The organism is Enterococcus sp. AZ177 (genome assembly GCF_050544585.1).
GTDB classification, from domain to species: Bacteria; Bacillota; Bacilli; order Lactobacillales; family Enterococcaceae; genus Enterococcus_L; species Enterococcus_L plantarum.
In genome coordinates, this window is sequence record NZ_CP172944.1 from 1,139,611 (window position 1) to 1,163,289 (window position 23,679).

Annotated in this window: 28 protein-coding genes; 25 read left to right on the forward strand and 3 right to left on the reverse strand. The window is 36.3% G+C overall.

Translation table 11 applies throughout. From position 1 onward, the window contains the following. The first annotated feature begins 13 nt into the window (after positions 1 to 13). The 4 genes from sufD (at position 14) to sufB (ending at position 4,576) form a co-directional block, all read left to right on the forward strand. On the forward strand, positions 14 to 1,300 hold the full coding sequence (gene sufD / locus IGJ34_RS05570) for a Fe-S cluster assembly protein SufD (protein ID WP_430598314.1): 1,287 nt from the start codon (positions 14 to 16) through the stop codon (positions 1,298 to 1,300). Continuing rightward, on the forward strand, positions 1,297 to 2,532 hold the full coding sequence (locus IGJ34_RS05575; RefSeq protein WP_430598315.1) for a cysteine desulfurase: 1,236 nt from the start codon (positions 1,297 to 1,299) through the stop codon (positions 2,530 to 2,532). Before sufD ends, IGJ34_RS05575 begins: the two co-directional genes overlap by 4 nt. Beyond that, on the forward strand, positions 2,519 to 2,986 hold the full coding sequence (gene sufU / locus IGJ34_RS05580) for a Fe-S cluster assembly sulfur transfer protein SufU (protein ID WP_430598316.1): 468 nt from the start codon (positions 2,519 to 2,521) through the stop codon (positions 2,984 to 2,986). Before IGJ34_RS05575 ends, sufU begins: the two co-directional genes overlap by 14 nt. A 195-nt stretch (positions 2,987 to 3,181) precedes the next feature. Then, positions 3,182 to 4,576, forward strand: coding sequence for a Fe-S cluster assembly protein SufB (gene sufB, locus IGJ34_RS05585; protein ID WP_010772886.1), 1,395 nt, complete (start codon positions 3,182 to 3,184; stop codon positions 4,574 to 4,576). A gap of 97 nt (positions 4,577 to 4,673) precedes the next feature. On the opposite strand, the gene IGJ34_RS05590 is transcribed toward sufB, so the two are convergent. Further along, on the reverse strand, positions 4,674 to 5,819 hold the full coding sequence (locus IGJ34_RS05590; protein ID WP_430598317.1) for a tyrosine-type recombinase/integrase: 1,146 nt from the start codon (positions 5,817 to 5,819) through the stop codon (positions 4,674 to 4,676). Positions 5,820 to 5,937: 118 nt separating this feature from the next. Then, complete coding sequence (locus tag IGJ34_RS05595; RefSeq protein WP_430598318.1) at positions 5,938 to 6,558, reverse strand: helix-turn-helix domain-containing protein; 621 nt, start codon at positions 6,556 to 6,558, stop codon at positions 5,938 to 5,940. A gap of 129 nt (positions 6,559 to 6,687) precedes the next feature. Between IGJ34_RS05595 and IGJ34_RS05600 the strand changes: the two genes are divergently transcribed. From IGJ34_RS05600 to IGJ34_RS05675, 16 genes are all read left to right on the forward strand, one after another. Then, entirely contained in the window at positions 6,688 to 6,873 is a 186-nt protein-coding gene (locus tag IGJ34_RS05600; RefSeq protein ID WP_430598319.1) for a hypothetical protein, read from the forward strand. Beyond that, complete coding sequence (locus IGJ34_RS05605; RefSeq protein ID WP_430598320.1) at positions 6,874 to 7,206, forward strand: hypothetical protein; 333 nt, start codon at positions 6,874 to 6,876, stop codon at positions 7,204 to 7,206. 50 nt (positions 7,207 to 7,256) lie between these two features. After that, the gene (locus IGJ34_RS05610) at positions 7,257 to 7,946 is read left to right on the forward strand and encodes a Rha family transcriptional regulator (protein ID WP_430598321.1); all 690 of its coding nucleotides are present in this window, start codon (positions 7,257 to 7,259) and stop codon (positions 7,944 to 7,946) included. Then, positions 7,943 to 8,095 (forward strand): hypothetical protein, encoded by a 153-nt coding sequence (locus IGJ34_RS05615; RefSeq protein WP_430598322.1) that lies wholly within the window; start codon positions 7,943 to 7,945, stop codon positions 8,093 to 8,095. Before IGJ34_RS05610 ends, IGJ34_RS05615 begins: the two co-directional genes overlap by 4 nt. 10 nt (positions 8,096 to 8,105) lie before the next feature. Further along, a complete protein-coding gene (locus IGJ34_RS05620; RefSeq protein WP_430598323.1) occupies positions 8,106 to 8,693 on the forward strand; it encodes a hypothetical protein in 588 nt (195 codons plus the stop codon). A 150-nt stretch (positions 8,694 to 8,843) separates the two neighbouring features. Further along, entirely contained in the window at positions 8,844 to 9,065 is a 222-nt protein-coding gene (locus IGJ34_RS05625; RefSeq protein ID WP_430598324.1) for a hypothetical protein, read from the forward strand. After that, positions 9,062 to 9,874 (forward strand): bifunctional DNA primase/polymerase, encoded by an 813-nt coding sequence (locus IGJ34_RS05630; RefSeq protein ID WP_430598325.1) that lies wholly within the window; start codon positions 9,062 to 9,064, stop codon positions 9,872 to 9,874. The genes IGJ34_RS05625 and IGJ34_RS05630 overlap by 4 nt, the downstream gene beginning before the upstream one ends. Then, positions 9,871 to 11,421, forward strand: a complete 1,551-nt coding sequence (locus IGJ34_RS05635; RefSeq protein WP_430598326.1) for a DNA primase family protein — start codon at positions 9,871 to 9,873, stop codon at positions 11,419 to 11,421. Before IGJ34_RS05630 ends, IGJ34_RS05635 begins: the two co-directional genes overlap by 4 nt. 288 nt (positions 11,422 to 11,709) lie before the next feature. Beyond that, positions 11,710 to 11,904 (forward strand): hypothetical protein, encoded by a 195-nt coding sequence (locus tag IGJ34_RS05640; protein WP_430598327.1) that lies wholly within the window; start codon positions 11,710 to 11,712, stop codon positions 11,902 to 11,904. Then, positions 11,901 to 12,227: an HTH domain-containing protein gene (locus tag IGJ34_RS05645; protein WP_430598328.1), complete on the forward strand. Its 327-nt coding sequence runs from the start codon at positions 11,901 to 11,903 to the stop codon at positions 12,225 to 12,227. Before IGJ34_RS05640 ends, IGJ34_RS05645 begins: the two co-directional genes overlap by 4 nt. A 158-nt stretch (positions 12,228 to 12,385) precedes the next feature. After that, complete coding sequence (locus IGJ34_RS05650; protein ID WP_430598329.1) at positions 12,386 to 12,532, forward strand: hypothetical protein; 147 nt, start codon at positions 12,386 to 12,388, stop codon at positions 12,530 to 12,532. A 122-nt stretch (positions 12,533 to 12,654) separates the two neighbouring features. After that, positions 12,655 to 12,921 carry a hypothetical protein gene (locus IGJ34_RS05655; RefSeq protein ID WP_430598330.1) on the forward strand — a complete coding sequence of 89 codons (267 nt, stop codon included), beginning with the start codon at positions 12,655 to 12,657 and terminating at the stop codon, positions 12,919 to 12,921. Between the two features lie 227 nt (positions 12,922 to 13,148). After that, positions 13,149 to 13,673 carry a hypothetical protein gene (locus tag IGJ34_RS05660; protein WP_430598331.1) on the forward strand — a complete coding sequence of 175 codons (525 nt, stop codon included), beginning with the start codon at positions 13,149 to 13,151 and terminating at the stop codon, positions 13,671 to 13,673. 75 nt (positions 13,674 to 13,748) lie between these two features. Continuing rightward, positions 13,749 to 13,982, forward strand: coding sequence for a hypothetical protein (locus tag IGJ34_RS05665; protein ID WP_430598332.1), 234 nt, complete (start codon positions 13,749 to 13,751; stop codon positions 13,980 to 13,982). Positions 13,983 to 14,003: 21 nt separating this feature from the next. Next, positions 14,004 to 15,047: a hypothetical protein gene (locus tag IGJ34_RS05670; RefSeq protein ID WP_430598333.1), complete on the forward strand. Its 1,044-nt coding sequence runs from the start codon at positions 14,004 to 14,006 to the stop codon at positions 15,045 to 15,047. A 16-nt stretch (positions 15,048 to 15,063) separates the two neighbouring features. Beyond that, entirely contained in the window at positions 15,064 to 17,022 is a 1,959-nt protein-coding gene (locus IGJ34_RS05675) for a phage tail spike protein (protein ID WP_430598334.1), read from the forward strand. 163 nt (positions 17,023 to 17,185) lie between these two features. Here the strand turns inward: IGJ34_RS05675 and IGJ34_RS05680 are convergent, their stop codons facing one another. Then, a complete protein-coding gene (locus IGJ34_RS05680; RefSeq protein WP_430598335.1) occupies positions 17,186 to 17,710 on the reverse strand; it encodes a hypothetical protein in 525 nt (174 codons plus the stop codon). Between the two features lie 704 nt (positions 17,711 to 18,414). On the opposite strand from IGJ34_RS05680, the gene IGJ34_RS05685 reads away from it, so the two are divergent. From IGJ34_RS05685 to IGJ34_RS05705, 5 genes are all read left to right on the forward strand, one after another. Next, positions 18,415 to 18,873 (forward strand): hypothetical protein, encoded by a 459-nt coding sequence (locus IGJ34_RS05685; protein ID WP_430598336.1) that lies wholly within the window; start codon positions 18,415 to 18,417, stop codon positions 18,871 to 18,873. Between the two features lie 18 nt (positions 18,874 to 18,891). Next, positions 18,892 to 19,422: an alpha/beta fold hydrolase gene (locus tag IGJ34_RS05690; protein WP_430598337.1), complete on the forward strand. Its 531-nt coding sequence runs from the start codon at positions 18,892 to 18,894 to the stop codon at positions 19,420 to 19,422. A 583-nt stretch (positions 19,423 to 20,005) separates the two neighbouring features. After that, complete coding sequence (locus tag IGJ34_RS05695) at positions 20,006 to 21,310, forward strand: peptidoglycan amidohydrolase family protein (RefSeq protein ID WP_430598338.1); 1,305 nt, start codon at positions 20,006 to 20,008, stop codon at positions 21,308 to 21,310. Positions 21,311 to 22,027: 717 nt separating this feature from the next. After that, a complete protein-coding gene (locus tag IGJ34_RS05700) occupies positions 22,028 to 22,885 on the forward strand; it encodes a MerR family transcriptional regulator (RefSeq protein ID WP_430598339.1) in 858 nt (285 codons plus the stop codon). Between the two features lie 510 nt (positions 22,886 to 23,395). Next, positions 23,396 to 23,671, forward strand: a complete 276-nt coding sequence (locus IGJ34_RS05705; protein ID WP_069654597.1) for a BMC domain-containing protein — start codon at positions 23,396 to 23,398, stop codon at positions 23,669 to 23,671. The last annotated feature ends 8 nt before the right edge of the window (positions 23,672 to 23,679 follow it).

Below are 23,679 nucleotides of genomic sequence, written 5' to 3' on the forward strand. Positions count from 1 at the left end.
GAGGACAAGATAAATGAAAGAAATAACAACAGCGAATTATCTTGACGACATCAACGCTTTTTCAGCCCGTAACGAAGAACCTACTTGGATGACCGACTTACGTGTAGCGGCTTTAGAAAAAGCTGAAAACTTAGAATTACCAAAGATCGAGCGTGTGAAATTTCACCGTTGGCCTTTGTTTAATGTGAATACTGAAGAGTATGCACCTGAAACAATGAACATTCCAAGCTTTGACGCAATGAAAGACAATCCTGTGATCGTGCAACAAGGATCGATCACAGCATTTGAACAGCTTTCAGCGAAATTAGCCGATCAAGGGGTGATTTTCACTGACATGTTTACAGCCTTGCAAGAGCATGGTGATTTAGTCAAAGAATATTATATGAATAAAGCGGTTGAAATGGATGAAGATAAATTAACAGCGTTCCATACAGCCTTTATGAATAGTGGTGTGTTCTTATACGTACCGAAAAATGTTGTTATCGAAGAACCGATCGAAGCAATCTTTATCCAAGATTCAGCGAGTGAAGAATCATTCTTCAAACATGTCTTGATTGTAGCGGAAGAACATAGTGAGTTCAGCTATTTAGAACGATTCCAAACAATTGGGGAGCAAAAAATTAAAGTATCAGCGAATATTGTCGTTGAAGTGATCGCAAAAGCTGGCGCAAAAGTGAAATATTCAGCTGTCGACCAGTTAGGCGTAAATGTTTCAACGTACATGAACCGTCGTGGGCATATTATGCGCGATGCGTCTATTGATTGGGCGCTTGGCGTGATGAACGATGGTGACGTGGTTGCTGATTTTGATTCAGATTTAGTGGGTGAAGGTTCTCATTCAGAAGTCAAAGTTGTAGCAATCAGTGCTGGCAAGCAAACACAAGGAATTGACACTCGTGTAACCAACAAAGCCTCTCACTCTGTGGGCCATATTTTACAACACGGAGTTATCCGTGAACGTGGTACGCTAACATTCAACGGAATTGGTCATATTCTAAAAGGTGCTAAAGGGGCGGATGCTCAACAAGAAAGTCGTGTCTTAATGCTTTCTGATAAAGCCCGTGGCGATGCCAACCCGATTTTGTTGATCGATGAAAATGAAGTAACCGCAGGACATGCAGCCAGTGTTGGCCGTGTCGATCCAGAAGAAATGTACTACTTAATGAGTCGTGGGTTACGTAAAGATGATGCAGAACGTTTGGTTATCCGTGGTTTCTTAGGTTCAGTGATTACAGCGATTCCTGTAAAAGAAGTACAAAAAGAATTTGTAGACGTAATTGAAGGGAAGTTGAATGCATGATAAACGCAGATAAGATTCGGCAGCAGTTTCCCATCTTGTTTCAAGAAGTCAATGACGAGCCGCTTGTTTATCTGGATAATGCAGCAACAACTCAAAAGCCTAAAGCAGTTTTGGATAAACTGACTTATTATTACGAACACGATAATGCTAATGTCCACCGTGGTGTGCATACCTTAGCAGAACGTGCCACGAAAGAGTATGAAGAAGCTCGTGAAAAAGTTAGAGCCTTTATCAATGCCAAAGAAACAGCCGAAACGCTCTTTACCCGAGGCACAACGACGAGTCTAAATTGGGTCGCAAAAAGCTATGGTGATTTAGCGGTTGAAGCAGGGGATGAAATCGTGATTTCCTACATGGAACATCACTCCAATATTATCCCTTGGCAACAATTAGCTGAACGCAAAGGCGCAACGTTAAAATATATCGAAATCACAGCAGATGGCTTTTTAGATATGGAAAGTGCGAAACATCAAATCACGGATAAAACCAAGATTGTTTCTATCGCTCATGTATCCAATGTTTTAGGCGTGATCAATCCACTAGCAGAGTTGGCAGAGCTTGCTCATAGTCACGGTGCTGTTTTAGTTGTCGATGGTGCCCAAGCTGTACCGCATATGCCGGTGGATGTTCAAGCAATCGATGCTGATTTTTACGCATTCAGTGGGCATAAAATGTGTGGTCCAACTGGAATTGGTGTATTATATGGAAAACGTGAATTACTAGATCGAATGGAACCCGTAGAATTTGGTGGGGAAATGATCGATTTCGTGAATTTGTATGATAGTACCTGGAAAGAATTGCCTTGGAAATTTGAGGCAGGAACCCCAAATATTGCTGGAGCAATTGCTCTAGGTGCGGCAATCGATTTTCTAACGGAGATTGGTTTAGAAGGCATTCATCAACATGAAGCGGAATTAGTGGCGTATGTGTTGCCAAAACTATTGGCGATCGAAGGTCTGACGGTTTACGGACCACAAGATCCAGCTCATCATACAGGGGTTTTGGCATTTAATTTAGATGGCTTACACCCACATGACACGGCGACAGCTTTGGATATGGAAGGTGTGGCAGTTCGTGCAGGACATCATTGTGCGCAGCCATTACTGAAATATTTAGACGTTCCAGCGACAGCTCGTGCAAGCTTCTATCTTTATAATACCAAGGAAGATGCTGATCGATTGATTGAAGCAATTTTAGCGACAAAGGAGTTTTTCCAACATGGCTCTATCTAAATTAGATAATTTATATCGTCAAGTGATTTTAGATCATTCAAGTCATCCTCATCATCATGGGACATTGGCAGAATCAAGCAAGAAAATCGAAATGAATAACCCAACTTGTGGCGATGTGATTGAATTGCAAGTGGCTATCCAAGACAATATCATTAAAGATATTGCTTTCAGCGGAAGTGGTTGTTCGATTAGTACGGCAAGTGCTAGTATGATGACAGATGCGGTGATTGGTAAGACATTAGCCGAAGCAGAACAGTTGGCTGAAGATTTTTCTCAATTGGTACAAGGAAATGATGTGACGGAAGAAGAAAAACTAGGTGATGCAGCGATGCTTAGCGGTGTAGCGAAATTCCCCGCACGGATTAAATGTGCAACATTAGCTTGGAAAGCATTAGAACAAGCAGTTGAAAATGACGGACAAGGAACCGCAGGACAATTACACTGCGAAGAATAGAAAATTAGTGAGAAATCAAATAACTCGAAACTAAACGTTTGATTCTCAACCTAAATTAATCAGTGAGAAGTCAAGCAGGTTCTCGGCTGTTTCCTAAAATAATCAAAATCCAAAAAGCGGATTGTGCTTATTTTAGTCCAACAGCTCGAACCTAAACGCTTGATTCTCAACCTAAGAAAGTGAGCGTGAGATAATTTGAGTACTGTACCTGAGTTAGAAGAATATCAATTTGGTTTTCATGATGATGTGAAACCAATTTTCAGTACGGGAAATGGACTAACAGAGGAAGTTGTTAGAGAAATTTCACGTAAAAAAGAAGAACCAGAATGGATGTTAGAGTTCCGCTTGAAATCATTGGAACAATTCAACAAAATGGCTATGCAAGAATGGGGACCAGATTTATCTGATATCGATTTTGAAAAAATCAAATATTTCCAAAGAGCCAGCGACAAACCTGCTCGTGACTGGGATGATGTACCAGATAAAATCAAAGAAACCTTTGAAAGAATCGGGATTCCAGAAGCCGAACGTGCGTATCTAGCTGGAGCTTCAGCGCAATATGAATCAGAAGTGGTTTACCACAATATGAAAGAAGAATTCCAAAAATTAGGAATCATCTTTACAGATACCGATTCAGCGTTGAAAGAATACCCAGATATATTCAAAAAATACTTCGCAAAATTAGTCCCACCAACAGATAACAAATTAGCCGCACTAAACTCAGCGGTTTGGTCTGGTGGAACGTTTATCTATGTACCAAAAGGAGTTCGTGTGGATGTACCGTTACAAACATACTTCCGAATCAATGCGGAAAACACAGGACAATTTGAACGTACGCTGATTATTGTTGATGAGGGCGCAAGTGTTCATTACGTAGAAGGCTGTACAGCGCCTACGTATACAAGCAATAGCTTACACGCTGCGATCGTTGAGATCTTTACCCATAAAGATGCGTATACACGTTATACAACCATCCAAAACTGGTCTGATAACGTTTATAACTTGGTAACAAAACGTGCCAAAGCTTACGAAGGTGCCACTGTTGAGTGGATCGATGGAAACTTAGGTGCCAAAACAACGATGAAATACCCAAGTGTGTATCTTGATGGAAAAGGCGCTCGTGGTACAATGCTTTCAATTGCATTTGCTGGAGAAAACCAAATCCAAGATACAGGGGCGAAAATGATTCATAATGCGCCAAATACTTCAAGTTCGATCGTTTCTAAATCAATTGCGAAAGATGGCGGTGAAGTGAATTACCGTGGTCAAGTAACCTTTGGGAAAGATAGTGCTGGATCGATTTCACATATTGAGTGTGATACGATCATTATGGATGATAAATCGAAATCGGATACGATTCCTTTTAATGAGATTCATAACAGTCAAGTGGCGTTGGAGCATGAGGCGAAGGTTTCGAAGATTTCGGAAGAACAGCTTTATTACTTGATGAGTCGTGGCTTGACTGAGGTTGAGGCGACTGAGATGATCGTTATGGGATTTGTAGAGCCGTTTACGAAGGAATTGCCGATGGAGTATGCGGTTGAGTTGAATCGATTGATTAGTTATGAGATGGAAGGGTCTGTAGGCTAACCTTTTGATATGTGCTAGGAACACTGTTATTTCAGTATTCCTAGCCTTTTTATTTTGCTAAAATTATTAAAGGTCTGTGCTTTTGTCTGTGCTTTAATCAAAAACCAACAAAATTCGCAAACTTAGAAGCTGTTTTTTCTGCTTCCTTAGGCATTACATGAGAATAAATTTCTAGCGTTATTTTGATGTCTTTGTGTCCTAGACGTTCACTAACTTCTTTTACTGGAACACCAGCTTGTAATAATAAACTAGCGTGAGAGTGTCTGAAATGATGTGGCGTAATTCTAGGTAGTTTATATTTTTTGATTAAGTAGTTCAACCAATCATTCACAACTTGCGGATAATACAATTCATTTCTTGAATTAGTGAAAACATATTGATCCTCACTAGTTGTGTTATAACCAGCTTTGAAATAGTCTTGTCGCTGAAACGATCGCCAGTTAGAAAGTATTTTGAGCGTTTCATCATCAAGGCTTATTTGTCGTGTACTAGTGGACGTTTTAGGACTTTGAACAATCACTTGAGTATTCTCATCAATAGCAAGCGTTTTACCTATAAACACGTTTTTATTGAATAAATCAATGTCTTTCCACTGAAGAGACAAAGCTTCACTTTTTCGAACACCAGTAAAAGCTAAAAGTCTGAAAAATGTTAACTGCATATAGTTGCCGTGTGACTTTAAGCATTCAAAAAAATGCGCCATTTCTTCTTTGGTGTAAAACTGCAGCTTCTTTTCTTCTTCGTGTTTCCTGGGAAGAATAGTCTTACTCATTGGATTGTTTTTCATTAGTTCCATTGCTTCTGCATACCTCATAATTTGAGCCGTTACTTTCCTAAAGTATGAATACTGTTTATAGCCTTGTTCATGCCATTTGTTAACGATTTGCTGACAATAGACCACTGTTATTTCTGAAAGCTCTAAGGTACCAAAATAAGGCAATACATGACTTTCTACAAAGCGCCTATTTGTTGCAATCGTGGACGGCTTTACATTCATTCTATGCTGCTTTAACCACATATCATATAATTCTTTGAACGTCATTTCCTTTGATGCTGGATCAAGTCCGTTTGCTTCAATCTCTTTCAAGAGTTCAGCAAGCGCTATTTGAGCGTGTTTCTTTGTTTTAAAACCTTGTCGCTTACGATAGACGTTTTTGCCTGTCTTTGGGTTTCTGCCCACGTAGGCATTGAAATAGTAGCGTGTGACGTTGTCTTTGTTCTTATACGGTTTAATTTGTGTCATTGTTTTCTCCTATCTACCACCATGCCAATAGTATGTAGAGAGGTTTGGAAATTGATATTTTCTTATTATTTATTGTAACTAGATTTTTCAATACTAGATTTTAAAGCTGAACGGGAGATTATTTTCTATTAAATCTGATACCGTCTAATGTATTTTTTATAAAATCTAAATCAGCTTCTGAAATTGGAATATCGTCAAGAAATAGTTTCAAATTTTTTATTGAATTTTTATCATATAGTAATTTTAAATCTAAAGAATAAGGTATGAAGGTTATCAAACTATTTAAATTTCCTACCTCATGTTCATTAGAAAATGAATCTTTTAGTTGCTTGAAGTATTCACTAGGATATTCTTGTCGCTCTTTTTTTCGGTAATTAGCAGTAGCTTCAAATATTGCATTCTCATTTTCATTTAATTTTTTAGAAGCTACCCAAGTTTTACTATCATCTTGATATCCAAATTCCTCTAAAAATTCATCTAACATGTTTTCAATCCAAATTAGTCGATTTTCATTTGCATCTTCGGCACCAGAAAAAGGTTCAAGTAACAGATTTTCTCCAAACAACGAAAGTGCTTCTATAATTTTAAAAAAAGTTTCCACAGTTGGTTTTTTTTTACCAGTTTCTATCATAGATAGATATGGTTGCGAAAGCCCAGTATATTTTGACAAAGTAGTTAAAGTGACATCGTCATGCATGTTTATTCTTAATCTTTTGAGTAAGTCTCCTACACTAATCATAAAATCTCTCCTTCACCATAAATATAACATAGTAATATAACTGTTGACAACAACAATATAATTTGTTAGTTTATAACTAGGTTATATAAATAACTTGGTTATATTACTTTTTAAATGGGAGATGGAAACATGAAAGCAAATCAAGAAATCAGAAACAAGATTGAATCAAATCGTATTTTATATTGGGAGGTGGCGGAAAAAGTCGGCATTGCACAGAGCAACCTATCTGTATGGCTCCGTACTGAAATGCGTGAAGATCGTAAGAAACGAGTTGAAAATGCTATTGATGAATTGTTAAGCAAAGAAGGTGACTAAATGAACCAGCATGAAACACCAATCAAGGTTGAAGTGTCTCACACGCTCGCCAGAGATCAGTTAGAGGGTATCTATCAAACGGTATACTCAACAACGCTACAAGCGATTAAAGATGCTCGTAGGGATTCTGAAATTGATAACGATATGTTGTATTCAAAAGCAGCGTTATGCAGATTCTTAGATAATATGTCAGCAAATTATTTAGAGGAACTGTTAGCAAAAGGGTTGCCACAAGGTAGGACGTTATCGGAAAGAAAAATATGTTTTAGTAAGATTGCTGTAAAACGATGGTTGCTCGAAAATGAAGAAAATTCCACCATGCCAATGGAGTAACCATTTTAATTAGTAGCACATAGAAAATATTACAGAACAGGAGGAATAAAATGTTAAATCAGTTAGTTTTTATTGAATCAGAAAATATGAATGAGGATCCGTTTACCACTGATGAATTGATTGCGGAGTATTCGGGTAATATTTTGAAATCCGTAAAAAATCTTATTAGACAATATAAAAATGATTTAGAAGAGTTCGGGGTTTTGCGATTTGAAAAGGCTAAACCTAACAAAGGGACAAAAGGCGGAAGACCTCAAAAGATTTACCACCTAAACCGAGAACAAGCTACGTTGCTTATCACGTACCTTGATAACACGGAACAAGTAAGAGTATTTAAAAAAGAGCTTGTCAGACAATTTTATGATATGGAACACGAGTTATTCGCTCGTAGAATGGAACGTGAAAAAGGAAAAGCGAAACGATTATCATTAACGGATGCGATTAAGCAGCATGGTTTTTCTAGCCACTTTTACAAGCATTTCACTAATTTGGTATACAAAAAGGCACTCGGATTCAATGCTAAACAGTTGAGGGATGCACGGGGAGCAAAGAAAAACGCTACGCCACTTGATTATTTAACAAGCGAAGAACAAAAAGCAGTGAATCAGATTGAAGAACTTACAACAGGTTTAATTTTGCTAGGTAAATCCTATGACGATATCAAATTGATTTTGAATGTTGGTGTAGTTCTCTATCAAACCACCTTACAATTACCAGTGAAAGAAGGTACTGCAGTATGAGAAACTTAAAAATCAAAAGAAGCATCTTGATTGCTTTCGTTTCTGGAATGAGCCTATCAAGTTTATCAATCGGTGCAAAATTATGTATCGCTGTACCGTTGGTTCTCGTTTGGCTAATGAGCTACGACGAAAAGAAAATAAATGTTTAGGAGGAAAACAATGAATATCATCTACCCACCATTAGTAGAACAAGCGTATCAGTGGGCAATCGATCAAGGATTGAACGTCACGAAAGATGAAGTGTACCGTATGCAAGTTGAACAAGGGCTTATTACAGAAACAGGAGAACCGACAGAGGAAGCGTTAAACGAAGGTTTAGTATCGAGTTATCAACAGAAACACGACACACTAAAGCAGTTTAAAGAAGAATATCCTATTTTTAAACATTACGGATTTAATGAATTTACCAAACAAGCTGGCATTTGGTACGTATCACAAAAAGTTTTAAGCGAGATTGTCGATAAAGTAAACGCCAACAGATTGGGATGCAAGGAAGAACAACAACTTCAAGCGTATTTTAATTTTAGAAATTATATTGATCCGCACGGAAGTATTGCCGAAATGAAAGGCGTGTTCCATCCGTGGTATACACAGTATGACGATTCGTTATTTCAAGTTGTGGATGGAAATGTATTTATTTCTCTATCTGTTCTAAAGGACTTGGCAAGACGTGCTGACAATGGAGAAATAGACTTAGATGCAGAGGCGTTGTATAGATCAATTGACAGTTTATCAGAAAAAGAATAGGAGCAATCACAATGGACATGAGCGTACAAAAAAAGCCTTTCCTTACTCGCCAAAGTAAAACAGGAAAGACAACCAGAACACTGTAATATCGGTGTTTGTGTACCTCAAGTTTACCATAAATTATATAAAAATGGAAATGAGGAAAAATAAATGGAGAAAACAATTGATATAGACAATGTTTTAGTAGATGCAGGCAATATAAAACACGCTATTTCAGCGTTAGAACGATTCTCTTATGATCTTATAAGTATGAAAGGCATGAAGCTTGATGATATTAACGAACTAAAAGGCTTGATCGCTTCTATTCATTGCATAGCTTCTAAACACGCTGATGAATTGGAACAATATTGTATTGAGTGTGATCGAGAATGACAAAATTAATTGAAACAGCTAAAAACTACGCAAAATTAGGGTATAAAGTATTCCCACTAACACCACTTTCTAAGATACCGATGAAAGGTACACAAGGAAGCAAAGAGGCGACAACTGATTTATCTATTATTCAACAATGGTGGACAACTACACCACAGGCAAATATAGGACTAGTCACAGATAAATTTCTTGTATTAGATATTGATGTTCACGACAAAGCGAATGACGGATTCAAAAGCATGACAACATTAATAGATACGTTCGGAGAACTACCAGAAACGTCCGTAATCGCCACGGCGAACGGTGGCGCACATATTTATCTATTGAAACCTAAAGGCGTTCATTTACCGCAAAAAATAGCTTTTATGAAAGGTATCGATATTAAGGCACATCCGAATAATTATGTTGTGGCACCACCTAGCGAGATTAAGCGAAGTGACGGAACGATAGGCAGCTATCAAGTAAAAGATAAACATCCGATGGCTGAGTGTCCAAAATGGTTAATTGATTACATTTTGCGAAACGAGCCAAAGCAGTCACAAGGTTTCACGATTGATTCTAGCCGTTCTAATCGTTATCGGACTAGAACAACTGACTTATTAGAAAGATTAGTACTAGGAGCAGATACAGGCGCTAGAAACGATACCATCGCACGAACGACAGGGCAATTATTAACCTATGGTGTGAAAATTCCATTAGCGTGGGAACTGATCCAGTTCATGAATGGTAATTCAGCCGAACCACTCGATCAACGAGAATTAGAGACTACATTTTTAAGTATTTGTAAAAGGGAGATAAGGACTACTTGAGTATTGAACAAGAATTAGAGGAACTGGAGCAAGTCAGAGTTGAAGCTAAGGAAAAAGAACCACCTAAGACAATGAAAGAGTTATATTTTCGTCTAAGTGAATTAGGTGAAAAGTGGCGAATGGCGAATGTTACGACTGATAAAAGTACAGGAGAGATAAAAAAAATACCAGACGTACCACCTCGACAGGTTGCAAATTATTTAAAGGCGAATTGTACATTCATTTTAATTGGTGAAGACAATCCAGAATTATCACCGTTGGCAGTATATGACCTGGACAATGGCATCTATCAAAAAGGGACACGTTTCATTTACCGATTATGTATGCAAGTACAATATAATCTCACAGAACACCAGTGTAAAACAATTATTCATTATTTGACCGTTGAGAGCAACGAGCGAGAACGAACCACAGATAAAAATTTAATCGTTGTAAATAATGGTGTCTACAATCGGAAAAAGCACAAACTCATGCCGTTTAGTAGTAAGTATGTATTTGTGAACAAGATTGATACGAACTATATTCAAAACGCAAAAGAACCGTGGTTTAAAGATTGGAATTTTAGTAAATGGATTGCTGAACTGTCAGACGGCAACGCAAGTAAAGAAAAATTATTATGGCAATTGTTCGCTATAGCTGTCAACTCGAATTATATTTCTGAAATAGCTGTTTTCTTCCTAAGTGAACAGGGGCGAACTGGTAAATCAACCTTTCAGCAGTTGCTTATTAATTTAGTTGGGAAACAAAACGCCACTAGTCTTAAAATAAAAGAGTTTGAGAGTGATTTTAAGCTTGCTAGTGCTTATGGTCGATCGCTAATCGTTGGTGATGATAACAACCCTAAAGACTTTAACGAAACCAGTGAAAACTTTAAAAGTGTGATTACTGGTGACACTGTTTTACTCAATCCAAAAGGGAGAGAACCATTTTCAACAGTTTTAACACCTTTCGTTGTCCAGTCAATGAATGGGCTACCACGTTTTAAAGATATATCGGACGGGCTACAAAGACGATTGAGGATCATTTTATTCAATCATAGTTACAAAGGGAACAATAACAATCGTAACATTAAAGAAAGGTACATTCACGATAAACGGCTGCTAGAGTTCATTTTAACGAAGGTCATTGATATGGATTTCTTAGAGGTGGAAGATACTGCAGAAAGTCAAGAAGCGATCCATGAGTTAATTTTAGAAAATAGTGCAGTGCTGGCATTTTTCGATGATCCGTTTCAAGAGTTGGAAAGTGAACGCCTACCAATGAAATTTTTATTCAAAGTATTTCAAGCATGGAGCGATTATGAGAACCAACCTACCAAAATGAAACAAAACACCTTTACAAAAGAGGTCAAAGGAATTGCAGAGAAGCACGGCTGGCTTTATAGTCGGAATAATTTAGCGCCACTTTCTTTTTTCAATAAACGTGATGAGGAATATCTCAACGCTTTGGACATCCATTATAAATATAGAGTGGATATTGATGTGACAAAATACCAGCCGCTTATAGAAAAACAACAAACCGACAAAAAAAGGAAAAGCCAACAATAAGAAAATATAACTTGTTGGTAGCTATAACCATTGATATAACTTGATTTTCTTGATTCAGAACAACAAACCAACAATATTTTAATAAATTATAAGCGAAAATAAAAAAATACATGTTTTTATGTATAAAAATAAATATATAAATAATTTAGCTTTTTATTGTTGGTTTGTTGTTAGAATTTTTGATGCATAGAGCCACAAGGGATGCAACGACCAACAATATAAATATTCATATGTTGGCACCAACAAGTTTTTTGTTGGTTAACTCAAAAATCAAAAGGAATGGTGAAAATGAATAAAATAAAAACATTCTACGGCAAGCTATCGAGTGTAGAAGAAAGAGTAAACGAATTTCTCGAATACCTATCAGACAATGACCATCAGTTAATAGATGTTAAACAATCAATTGATCCAGATGCAGAAGCGGTAAATGTTCATCTGGCTATAACGGTACTTTATAGAACAAAGGAGCGTGAACAAGTATGAGCCAATTAAACACACTAGAAAGTGATGTACTCGACTTATTGCCAACAGGAAACGAGCGCAAGATGCCGTTGAAAGATATTAGTAGGTTGTTAAATGTCAATGAGCGGACAATTTATCAAGTCGTAAGTAATCTTGTTAAGAAAGGCGTTCCAGTAGTGGCTAGTCGTAACGGAAGCGAAAGAGGGTATTATATTGCTACGAACACAGACGAGTTAGCAGAGGGGACACAAGCATATAAAGAACAAGCAAAAGATATGGTTGATCGTATCGGATGTTTGTATGAGATCGACTTAAAAACATGGCGTAAAAATATTGAGCGTTAAACCTTACAAAGCCCCACATTCGATTATTGACAAAAAAGTATAACCTTACAAAACCTAACATTTAATGTTGACAAATGTTGACATGAAAAAGCATTGGAAAACAACGTTAGACGTAGTAATATCAACGAAAAAATGGTATAATAGAGAGGTGAAGACATATGGAAAAAGACGGTATTTACATCATCTTAAATGGCAAAAAAACTTTCATAGATAAAAAGTTATCTAGTTTCTGTAGTGTGACCATAAAAGTTAAAAATGGAACAGTTGTGCATGCAACAGCAGAAGAAAGTCTAAAAATCGAATAAGCTTGACTGGAAGAACCAGAGGGCATGAGTTTACTAATCTAAGTAGGCTTGTGTCCTCTTTTTATTTTGACAAAGGAGGAGAGTGGCGTGTACCTATCTAAAAATAAAAAAGTGGTGGATGTATGAAAAGTTTAGACGAGTTTGTTATTAGTCAGTACATGACGATCGAAAAGCGTATTGAGAATCTAAAACAGAAGAAGGCTTATAAACATTGGGAATTTTACCAGCAATCTTTTTATACCTCAATTGCTTACACTGGTTACGAGATTATAAGCCAATCAATCAAAGCAGATAAGGCAATCGAAAGACTAGACGAAACACTAAGAATGATCGATCACCACATAGAGATATTGAAAATGAAGCAAGGCTTTTGGAATAAGTTTCTTTAGTCACTGACTACAGAGGAACGGAAGTATTTTCACGATAAATATATAAAAGGTCGTGTTTGCATAAACGATAGGCTGGACCAATTGGCCACTGAAGAAATAGAGGAAATAAGCCAAGCTATAGTAATGTGCTTTTGTACGAAAACGGAATATGTAGAACCTGTTGAACTAGTTGAGAATGACTTCATGGGCAATATTGATCGATTACTTAAAGCGGTGGGGGTGTAATCATGGTGAGGTATCAAAGAGAGTTGCAACGAGCTAAATTCAAGCTTAGACATTGGCGCTATTATGAGAGTCATATCCAGGAGCTACAGCATTATGCCAAAGTGTCAGCATTAACCTTTTTCAAAGGACTAAAGCAATTAGAACCAGAGGAAGTAAACTGGTTAGCTGAACGGTATTACAAATCAACACAGGGGTGTAACTTTGACGAGCTGTTAGGCGATTACAGCACGTTTAAGCCCGTTCCGTTTGAAGAGGTAGCGAAAATATTCAATCGACCTGTAGACGTTGTGCAGAACGAATTGAAGCGGATAGAGCGAAAGCTAGGAGCGTTTGTCCTTGACTACCACGACCAAATAGAACAAGAGGAAGCTAAAAGCAACCTTGATAAGCTGAAAAAAATCACGCTTGATAAACTAGATAGCTTTGAAGAACGAGCGATTCTAGGTAAAGCGTTTAGAGAAATAGAGTTGTTACGAATTTCAAAACAAACACGAAACAACACGAAACAAGACACGGATTTTTGTTGATTTATCAATGTTTCAATGGTAACGCTCCTTTTCAATCGTAACGTTGTAACAAAAAAACAGAAAGGATATAACGATATGTCATTAACTGATGAAAATTTTAATCTATTAGAAGAAAACCAAAGCTTAAAGAACAGGCTACAAGAATTAGAGCAAGCCGAGACTGAAAACAATCAGTTGAAAGAAGAACTAGGCTTTTTTACTAATTATGGTACAGAGGACGAACAGGTTACTAAAAAAAGTATTATGAAAATCAAAGATTCAAACAAGCGCCAACAAATGATTAAAGAGAACATGCATCTATTCAAATAATTAACTAAAGGAGAATTGACAATGAAGAAAAGAACATTTTCATTTATGTACCAACCAGAGTATAAAAAAATTATTAAAGAATTAGCAGATGGGCTAGAGCAAGTAAAAATATTGCATAGGTTCGATTCTAAGGAAGAACGGATTCGAGATACTGCAAACCTAATGGCGGAAGCAACGTTCGTTAAATTGCAATCATTTGTCGAAACAGAGAAAAAGCGTCTCAACTCCCAAATGGAAAAAATCAAGAGTTCATATAAAAAGACACGAAATAAATATGAAAACCCACAAGAAGAAATTCTTAGACGACAAGATTTCGACATGTCTCTATCTAATTTAGGCGAATTGCAAGTTAAGGCGATGCTTCAAGAGAAAGATCGTGAGTTCACTGAATACGAATTAAAGAAGATCATGTCGCATAAATGGAACGATAGTTCCATCAAGTCCAGGGCTAAAGCTATCCTAACAACTGTTAAAGAACCGTACACAAACGATGTAGCCTATCAAGAAGCGGTTAGCGAACTGGCACAATTACAATTAATTGATAAGCCTTTACCAGCTAGCACATTGTTATATGTTCCAAGTGATAACAATAGCGGATATACAACGTTGGGTCTTTCCAGAGTTGGCAGAGCTGCAGAACTAAAAGCAGATACCATTGAACTGCAAGCAGACTTAAATGAAGCGGTAAAAGAAATGGACGGCTTAGTCAGAACGCAAACATCAAGTCAAGCTATGGATCAGTTGCAGGACGTTCATAAACAGCAAAAGAATGAAAGCTATACGTATACTGATTTTGATAGCCGAGTTATTCCAAATAGCCCCGATTATGATATCACTCACCGTTTTAAATACTTAAGAGAACGTTATAACGATAATACGAATGATCGCTTTAATGCCACTCGTGGTGATTATGACATCATGCTGCATTTGAAATGGTTAGAAGCACAACACGACAAAAAAATGAAGTCTGATGAAGAATTTTCGGCAAAATATAACCAACAGGTTGATGAATTGGACAAAGCTTTAACTGAAAAGGCTGAAAAATCACAAGAGGAATACGAATAGGAGAGGGGGAAAATAGATGCTAATGACAATGGATTTAAAACGTGAATACACTGCTATTCTAGAAAATGCAACAAAAGTTAGTTATGAGAAAATAGAGAATGAGATCGGGAGTATTGAATTTACAATGCCGATTGATGATCCGAAAAACGAACAAATTCAAGCGTTGCAATGGGTAGAGCTTACGGACAACGAAAATGAATACATTGGTTTGTATAGAATCATGCCTTCTGAAATAAAGAAGGACCGAAGTAACTATACGATCCACTACACTGCTTATCATGTTTTAGGGACACTTCTCGATAGCGTCCTTTTTGGTTACCATGAATTAGTCAATAAAAAGACTGTTGATGTGATCAATTACGTATTAGCACAACAAAAAGTAAAGCATTGGGTATTAAAAAAATGTGAGTTTACTCGCTATTTCTCATACGCTTGGGAAAATGAAAATGGACTAGCCGATGCTCTATTTAGTATTCCAAAAGCCTTTGATGAAGATTATATATGGGAATGGAACACCCAAGTTTACCCCTTTGAGTTATCACTGGTCAGACCAAAAACAGAGCCAATCTGTCGGATACAAGAAGGGTATAATATGGAAGGCTTTGAAATCAAGGTGGATCCTAACAGTCTTGTCAATCGTGTGTATCCATTAGGTTCTGGCGAAGGTGTAAATCAAATTAATATAAAATCAGTTAATAACAACGTGTCTTATGTGGAGGATAAAGCTTCCATTCAAAAATATGGTCTAGTCGAATATGTATGGGTAGATCAACGGTTTACTATTCCTCAGGCTCTAAAAGACAACGCTCAAGCCATGCTGAAAAAATGGGGAGAACCTAAAGTTAGCTGGTCAGTAACCGCTGCGGATTTAATCAAACTGACAGATAAACCCCTCGAAATTGATAAACTACGCCAAGGATCAGTAGTTATGATTAATACAAATGACTATGGTTCCGTTAATTTAAGAATAAAAAAAGAAGCGAAATCTGATGTATTTGGTCAACCTCAAAAACTTGACTTAGAAATCGGTAATTTAAAAGGTGATATCAACACGACCATGTCTGATCTTGGTAGGAAACAAGAAATCAACGAAACCTATTCTCAAGGTGCCACTAATATTCTGAACTACAGCTATCAAGATAATTGTGAGTCAGCATATCCAGCGATTATAGAGTTTTACTTGGATGACGATGTATTTCATGTGAACACGGTTGAATTGACGTTTAAAACGAAAAGATATCGAGGATACACTAAAGCTGTCAAAGGCGGAGGTGCAAGAGTACAGTCTACTTCTGCTGGTGGTGCTGGCACTCAAACGAGTACTGATGGCGGTAATTATTCTACGGGTTCAACTACTTCTGGTGGAGGCGGAAGCACAGCGACAAGTACGGTAGATGGTAAAAGTACGCAAACAAGTAGTGCTGGTGGAAAGCATAGACATCTAATGTTTACACCGTCTAATGCATCTGGACCAATTCAGCCAAATGTTCGATATGAGGCTGGAAGCGGTGCACTTTTACAATTAGATGGTTCGAATCGACCTATTTATACTAAAGAAGAGAGTGGGGAACATTCACACACAGTATCAACACCAGCTCATTCTCATAACGTGAATATACCAAACCATACTCACAACTTTAGTATTAATATTCCAAAACATTCGCATAAGGTAACTATTCCAGCACATACGCATCAAGTCACGTTACCAGACCATACACATCCTCTCGAATGGGGGATATACGAAGCTCCGAATAGTGCAAGCAGTGTTGATATCATTGTAGATGGGAAAGTACTTCCTCAACACGATACAACTCAACAAAGGCTTAATTTAGTAGATCATTTACGCAAGACCAGTAATGGTAAGATTGCCAGAGGAAACCATACAATCCAAATAAAACCGAACAGACTTGCACGGATTGAAGCACAAGTTATCTGTCGTGTATTCATTCAAAGTCAATTGGGCGGTCAGTTTTAAATATTCGAGGGTAGTCGAAAATTCGGCTACCTTTTTTATTGGAGTTAGTGCAATTCGAAGCTATAAAGACAAGAAATCTTCCATATTTATAAAGGGGATAAAGAAAACTCTGACACCTTAAAAAAGAAAAAAACCAGAATTATTCTAGGTTTCCGCTTATTATTTATTCGTTCAAAAGAGGATAGGTTACTGACGTAACTTCACTAGGATCGAAATCATTCAAATTTCCACTAATTTCACAAACAGGGGTCTCGGAATTGTCGCTAGCAAATACTTTTATAGTAAATGGTGAAGTATTTCCTATGCTCATAGTTGCACTTTCTACCATATCATCTGCTACGATTTTTGCGATTTCCTTAATTTTTGGGTCAGTAGAAGATATATTTAAATTTTTAAAATTTGAATAAAAATCAGAAGATTGTAACCCATTGTTTTTATTGCCATCAACATATTCCGCAGGATCAATATTTTCAGAGACTATAACAGTTTTCTCATGAGACGTACCGGAAACCTTTACTTCTTTTTTTGAGCTTTCTTCCACTTCTGCACTAGATGAACTTTCCGAATTCTTTACTCTAGATTCCGATTGTTCTACTTTACTACTAGAAGAAGTTTCTTTTTTATCATTTCCACACGCTGTAAGTCCGAATACAGCAATAAAAATGAACCCGTAAACCACTTTTTTCATGTCGATCCTCCTAAATTAAATTTCTAAATAAGTATATCAAACAAAACGTAAACATTAAACCGAAAGCTCATAATGTGTTAACATTTAAAATTATACTGATTTTTAAAAGTATCAATTACCGAATTTACAAATGAAACATGTTTAAAAAAAATAGAGTAAAACTTAATGAGCCGAAAAGTCGGCTGATTAATCACTTGGCCAAAAATTTGGTTGAGTGGATACTATGATAATAAATTGAGTTTTAAGCCTATTGATTAGGTTAAGGGACTTTTCCCTTGTGCTAGAAAAGATGTGTCCAGAATTGGACAGACCTTATAAACAGAGTATCAAAATGTTACCTTGTTGCTTTGAAACGGCGACCTAACGAAACGCCAGGGCATGAAAAGAGGTCTCGTCAAAAGTCACGATTCGTTACTTTAGGCAAGTTACTATTAGTAACGAGGTTCGGATAACTGCATGACAAATAGTCAGTGAGTTGAGTTTGATTGGCGGAAAAGTCCGTTTATTGATGAATAGAGCTAGGTAGAAAATTTCGACTTAGTTTGTTGAAAAAATCATCTATATGGCATGGTGGTTTTTGTCTGTGCATTTGTCTGTATTTGTAAATAATACTATGTGTATTTATATTAATAAATTTGAGTAGAAACCTTTTAATGGCAAGGCTAACTTATCTTATCATAATCTATATAAAAGTAGTATTTTAAATGGAAGGTTTTGTGGGAATTGATTCCAGTACACCAGAACAGCCGTGGCCTGGTATTGATATGACCGTCTTTGACTTCTTAAAAACAGCAGGCGTCTTTCGAGCATTAATTAAAGTTAATCCAGAGAAGGGGTTAGGCGTGAGTCAAGATAATCCTGACTTTGAACAGATCAAGTTATTGACAATGAAGAACATGAGTAGTCCTGCGATGAAAGATGAGCTTCAAGAATTAAGTAACAGCTTCTCGGATTCTCGTGGCTTAACCTATCCTAAAAATATGCCAGTTTTATTATTTGTGGCAGATAATGATAGGAATCAAAAAAAATGGCTTGAGATGCATCAAGATCAAGTGAATGGTTTAGATAAAGGCGAATTGATTCAACTATCAGGTGCTCATTATTTACACCACACACAAATGGAAACAATCGTAAAAGAAACAAGCAATTTTTTGAAAAACTAACAGATTTGAGGAATGTAGATGAAAAAAATAGTGAAGATTTTCGGTATTTTAGTCGGAAGTTTAGTAGTAATCGTGCTTCTTGTTTTTATCGGAATTTACGCAAACAATAAAATCCAACTAAAAAAAGAATCTAAAAAAATTATTCCTTATGGTCAAGAAGTGAAAGTAGATAACAAATCTTTACGTGTTCAAGTGACTGGAAAAGGTGAAGAAACAATGGTATTACTGCCAGGTTATCTAACAGCTTCTCCTGTACTTGATTTTCAACCACTAGTGAATGAGTTATCAAAAGTATATCAGGTCGTGGTGGTGGAACCCTTCGGCTATGGGTTAAGTGATGATACGGATAAAGTACGTTCAATTGAGAATGTAACGAGTGAGCTTCATCAGGCGTTGAAGCAGTTGAATATCAGCTCGTATCACTTAGTAGGACATTCTATTTCTGGTGTTTATTCACTTGCTTATATCAATGAGTATCCAAATGAAGTGAAAAGCTTTATTGGGATTGATAGTAGTTTTCCCGACCAAGGTGGAGTGGACGATAATTAAGGTTGGGTAGTTAAGTTATTAAGTCAATCAGGTATCTATTATCTATTCGCTGACGTCGTCCAGACATTTTTAAATCGAAAGAAGACACTGAACAGTTTAAATATATTTCCTTCAAAATTTAACATGTGAGTCCATCGAGACGTGCGATTTTTAGACACTCTTACAGCGTTATATGTTTTGAATCTCGGTTCAGAGCTAATTAGTTTTTTAGAACTAGTTTTATTTCAAACATTTGGTGGATTTGTTGTACTTCCAGTTTTTGCTGGCATTAAGTTTGTAGATCATTTTTTTATAACTGAAATGTAGTAGAGTTTTGTCTTTTTATATGCCTCGATAAAGTTGAATGTTGCTGTTTGAGCTGGATCAATTGTTGTGAAATTTTCATGATTGATTAGCTCTTTTTTATATTCATTTACTTTTTAAGATTTAAAAATTCAAAAAAGTAATAAGAAAGTATTTAGACAGATGTTTAGGAGTAAATGGATGGTTTTTAACTCTTTAAGTTCGTTAAAATGTAATCGAGTTAATGGCGCCGTTAACTAATTTGAAACAGGAGGAATTAATAATGTGAAATATTGAAACAATGATTAAATGGATGAAAGATAGAGAAGGAAAGGTTTCTTACAGTATGACCAGTCGTCTAGGACCGAATAGTTATGATTGTAGTTCAGCAGTTTACTTTTCGCTAAGAGCTGGTGGTTTTTTACCTGATGGAAGTATGGGAAATACAGATACCTTGTTTGGTGATTTAGAACGAAATAATTGGAAACAAATTCCAAAGACAAATGGTGTTTTTGAAGTGCAAAGAGGAGATATTTTTATTTGGGGAACTCGGGGAGCATCTGGTGGGGAATACGGACATACTGGGATTTTTGTTGATAGTTCAGCAAATATTCTTCACTGTAACTTTGGATATAACGGTATTACAACAAATCCGCATAATAATATTTGGATTACGAATGGTCAACCACCGATTACAGTATACAGATCAGCAACTGCCACACGCCCACCAAAACCAACACCTTCTAAAAAATTTAAGATAGGGGAAATTGTGACCTTTACTAACATCGCAACGAATTGGGTAGGTGGTACAAAAATTGGTTTTTTCAGTATGGTTCGAAATTTCCGAGTAAATCGCTTAAATGATGATGGTACAATTTATATTCGCATGATGGATAATTCATGGGGGGGAAATGTTTATGAACGAGATATTCAACTTTCTTCAAACAACAGTATTGAACGAAATGATGTTGTAAAACTTCGCCCACAAGCAAGTCATTGGGTCAATGGAAATGCGATCAATATTGATAACAAAACGACACGTACATTCCATGTAAAAGCACGTAAAGGGAACCAATTGCTTTTATACGCTGATTCTGCAGGTGGATGGGAAGTTTGGACATATGATTGGGACTGTATTTTAGTAAGTAAATTTAAAGTAAGTAAAACGGGCTCGTATGGTAATCCAAATAATATTCAAGCAAATGAAAAAGTCACGTTTGGACAATTTGCAACGAAATGGAAAAATTACAAAGGAGTCAGTTCAAACGTGACGATCAAGTTGAATGAATACAATAGCGTATATAATGTTTTACAAAGAAATAGGGACAATACAATTCGCATCCAATCACAAGAAGATGCAACAATTCATGGTTGGATCAAAGTTTCAGAAGCCGAGAAAGCTCCAAATAATCAATTCAAACGAGGCGATTATGTAAAACTTAAAGCATCTGCTACGCATTGGGTAAATGGTGATGCAATCGTTATTGAGAATAAAACAACTCGATCATTTTTAGTCAAAACGAGAAATGGGAATACATTGTTAGTTTATTCGGAAGCTGCAAATGGATGGCAAACCTGGGTTTATGACTGGGATGTTACGAAGTGAAAATAATAACATATATTTATAAGAAAATATTGAATAACTATTTAAAATAACTAAATTATTTTTTAGTGATCAATTTAACGAGGTTTTAGCAGCTTACTTGGCAAGACCTCGTTGAATTAAGATTTGAATTATGTGTTGTACATTTGAATAATCTGAATCAATGTGTTTATAAGTATATAATTAGAGTGTAAATTACTTTATATGGTTACGTTTCCCCAAAAAATAATATCTTTAGAATAATTAATAATAGGCATGTGACTGTTAATGCAGGCAGGACCTAAATAAAGCATTTTTCAACAGATGGAGTTTAATTCTGATGAGTGTTTATTTAGTTTCTGTCTATCTTTTGCTTAGAATTTGGCTAATTATGAAGGAGAAAAAGTGATGACCTATAAAGAAACTGCTATGTCGTTCTTAACACGGATTGGCGGAAAAGGAAATTATCTACTTAGGCGTCCCTATCAATCGATTGATTTTTTTATTAGTAGCACATTACGTATCTAAAAAGAGTGAAAGAAAGGAATAGATATGGGATCGTCAATAGCTATATCTTTTTTACATTAACTAAATAGGCTAGTTTCACAAATTGTATCAGTACAATTAACGATAGTGATGATGAGTTTATAAAAAAGAAAACACCAATAACCTTGAAATTCACTTGACAATTGTGTAGATATTCTCAATAATATAAGTGGTTGCGAGTAATGGAGATGTCTAATGAATACTACTAAACTATCTAAAAAGACTAATCAAATGTACTCTATTGGTGAAGTTGCTAAATTATGTAATGTTTCCCGCAAAACGTTACGTTTTTATGAGCAACTAGGCTTGTTGAAACCGGATCATGTCAGTCTGGATAATGGTTATCGGTACTATACGGAAGAAACAATGAACAGCATACCTGTAATCAAGTATTATAAACAAATGGGGTTTAAATTACAGGAAATGAAAGGGGTTCAACAGTCAGGGGATTATTTTTATCACGAAACGATGTTTTTGACGAAGCTAGAAGAACTAAAACTTGAAGAGCAACGAATTTTTGATAGTTTTACTGCTGTATCAGATTGGTTGGGTTTGATTAGAGAAGGAACGATTGCGAGCGAAAATAGCATGCGAAGTGTCAATGTTAAATACTTCGAGCAAGAAAACTATGTATTTTTAGAGCAAGAATTTAGTCAAAATTATATGGATGCCGTCATCAATATTCCTTGGGTAAACTATTTAGAAGAACAACAATGTGCAATCACAGGACCAGTTATTTTACGGTTTGAAGATTGTGGAGAAGAGGACTTTCACTGTTCAAAAATGATGATCATGCAAAAGCCAATTCATGCGCAAAATATGAATATGCCAAAGAGAATGATTGGTGGACAGATGTTTTTATCTAGCTATCATATCGGTGATTTGGCCAATATCGGTCAACAATATAAAAAAATGAAAGCGTGGGCAAAAGCAAATCATTACCGCTGTAAAAACGAAGTGTTTCAACGGTATGTCATTGATTATTGGTCGACTATGAATGTCGATAAGTTTGTTGTTGAACTATTGATACCAGCCGAAAAAATTAGATGTTAGGCTAGAGGAGGAGTAAGCGATCCATTTGGATTGTGACTCCTTTTTTTTGTAAGGAAATACAAAAGGTTCCCCTAAAGGGGAACCTTTTTAGGCGTTATTAAAAGATTCAATAAAGCTTTCAATAGTGGTTTTTCAATACATGGAATCGTTATTTATTTTTCAGTCTATTCGAAAGAGAGTACGTAATGGCATGATTGGAGAACAGCAAGTGTTTCTTCATGTGAAAAAATGATCATGTAGTGTATTACAAAAAAATGCTTACTAAAAGTACGAATTAGAATAATAATAATTATCAGCTCTTATTAAAGAGCCAATTTAGCGCTGTTTTTCTCAATGATTCTCAATTAGAAAATCCAATTAAGAATCCCTTCTGTACTAGTACAGAGTAAACTGTGTTACATACCAAAAAAAAAATAAAAAATAGATTGACTACGCCCTTAGGGGTATCCAATAGTATAAATTTGTCAAAAAGAAAGCGTTTTTTAAATCAAAAATGAGAGGAAGAACAACATGAAACATGATGCATTAGGAATGGTGGAAACAAAAGGAATGATCGGATCAATCGAAGCGGCAGATGCGATGGTAAAAGCAGCAAATGTTTCACTGATCGGAAAAGAATTTGTGGGTGGCGGCATTGTAACTGTAATGGTTAGAGGCGATGTAGGTGCTGTTAAAGCCGCAACGGATGCCGGGGCGGCAGCTGCAGAACGTGTTGGTGAATTATTATCAGTTCATGTAATCCCGCGTCCACATAGTGAAGTAGAAGGTATTCTACCAAATAGATAATTGAAAAT

Excerpts from the sequence above, each read along its gene's own strand:
- IGJ34_RS05605 (WP_430598320.1), top strand. The coding sequence starts at position 6,874 with ATGAACCAGCATGAAACACCAATCAAGGTTGAAGTGTCTCACACGCTC.
- IGJ34_RS05655 (WP_430598330.1), top strand. The coding sequence starts at position 12,655 with ATGAAAAGTTTAGACGAGTTTGTTATTAGTCAGTACATGACGATCGAA.
- IGJ34_RS05590 (WP_430598317.1), bottom strand. The coding sequence starts at position 5,819 with ATGACACAAATTAAACCGTATAAGAACAAAGACAACGTCACACGCTAC.
- IGJ34_RS05620 (WP_430598323.1), top strand. The coding sequence starts at position 8,106 with ATGAATATCATCTACCCACCATTAGTAGAACAAGCGTATCAGTGGGCA.
- IGJ34_RS05685 (WP_430598336.1), top strand. The coding sequence starts at position 18,415 with ATGGAAGGTTTTGTGGGAATTGATTCCAGTACACCAGAACAGCCGTGG.
- sufU (WP_430598316.1), top strand. The coding sequence starts at position 2,519 with ATGGCTCTATCTAAATTAGATAATTTATATCGTCAAGTGATTTTAGAT.
- IGJ34_RS05690 (WP_430598337.1), top strand. The coding sequence starts at position 18,892 with ATGAAAAAAATAGTGAAGATTTTCGGTATTTTAGTCGGAAGTTTAGTA.
- IGJ34_RS05625 (WP_430598324.1), top strand. The coding sequence starts at position 8,844 with ATGGAGAAAACAATTGATATAGACAATGTTTTAGTAGATGCAGGCAAT.
- IGJ34_RS05650 (WP_430598329.1), top strand. The coding sequence starts at position 12,386 with ATGGAAAAAGACGGTATTTACATCATCTTAAATGGCAAAAAAACTTTC.
- IGJ34_RS05675 (WP_430598334.1), top strand. The coding sequence starts at position 15,064 with ATGCTAATGACAATGGATTTAAAACGTGAATACACTGCTATTCTAGAA.
- IGJ34_RS05700 (WP_430598339.1), top strand. The coding sequence starts at position 22,028 with ATGAATACTACTAAACTATCTAAAAAGACTAATCAAATGTACTCTATT.
- IGJ34_RS05660 (WP_430598331.1), top strand. The coding sequence starts at position 13,149 with ATGGTGAGGTATCAAAGAGAGTTGCAACGAGCTAAATTCAAGCTTAGA.
- IGJ34_RS05595 (WP_430598318.1), bottom strand. The coding sequence starts at position 6,558 with ATGATTAGTGTAGGAGACTTACTCAAAAGATTAAGAATAAACATGCAT.
- IGJ34_RS05670 (WP_430598333.1), top strand. The coding sequence starts at position 14,004 with ATGAAGAAAAGAACATTTTCATTTATGTACCAACCAGAGTATAAAAAA.
- sufD (WP_430598314.1), top strand. The coding sequence starts at position 14 with ATGAAAGAAATAACAACAGCGAATTATCTTGACGACATCAACGCTTTT.
- IGJ34_RS05600 (WP_430598319.1), top strand. The coding sequence starts at position 6,688 with ATGAAAGCAAATCAAGAAATCAGAAACAAGATTGAATCAAATCGTATT.
- IGJ34_RS05645 (WP_430598328.1), top strand. The coding sequence starts at position 11,901 with ATGAGCCAATTAAACACACTAGAAAGTGATGTACTCGACTTATTGCCA.
- IGJ34_RS05630 (WP_430598325.1), top strand. The coding sequence starts at position 9,062 with ATGACAAAATTAATTGAAACAGCTAAAAACTACGCAAAATTAGGGTAT.
- IGJ34_RS05665 (WP_430598332.1), top strand. The coding sequence starts at position 13,749 with ATGTCATTAACTGATGAAAATTTTAATCTATTAGAAGAAAACCAAAGC.
- IGJ34_RS05680 (WP_430598335.1), bottom strand. The coding sequence starts at position 17,710 with ATGAAAAAAGTGGTTTACGGGTTCATTTTTATTGCTGTATTCGGACTT.
- IGJ34_RS05610 (WP_430598321.1), top strand. The coding sequence starts at position 7,257 with ATGTTAAATCAGTTAGTTTTTATTGAATCAGAAAATATGAATGAGGAT.
- IGJ34_RS05640 (WP_430598327.1), top strand. The coding sequence starts at position 11,710 with ATGAATAAAATAAAAACATTCTACGGCAAGCTATCGAGTGTAGAAGAA.
- IGJ34_RS05705 (WP_069654597.1), top strand. The coding sequence starts at position 23,396 with ATGAAACATGATGCATTAGGAATGGTGGAAACAAAAGGAATGATCGGA.
- IGJ34_RS05575 (WP_430598315.1), top strand. The coding sequence starts at position 1,297 with ATGATAAACGCAGATAAGATTCGGCAGCAGTTTCCCATCTTGTTTCAA.
- IGJ34_RS05615 (WP_430598322.1), top strand. The coding sequence starts at position 7,943 with ATGAGAAACTTAAAAATCAAAAGAAGCATCTTGATTGCTTTCGTTTCT.
- IGJ34_RS05695 (WP_430598338.1), top strand. The coding sequence starts at position 20,006 with ATGATTAAATGGATGAAAGATAGAGAAGGAAAGGTTTCTTACAGTATG.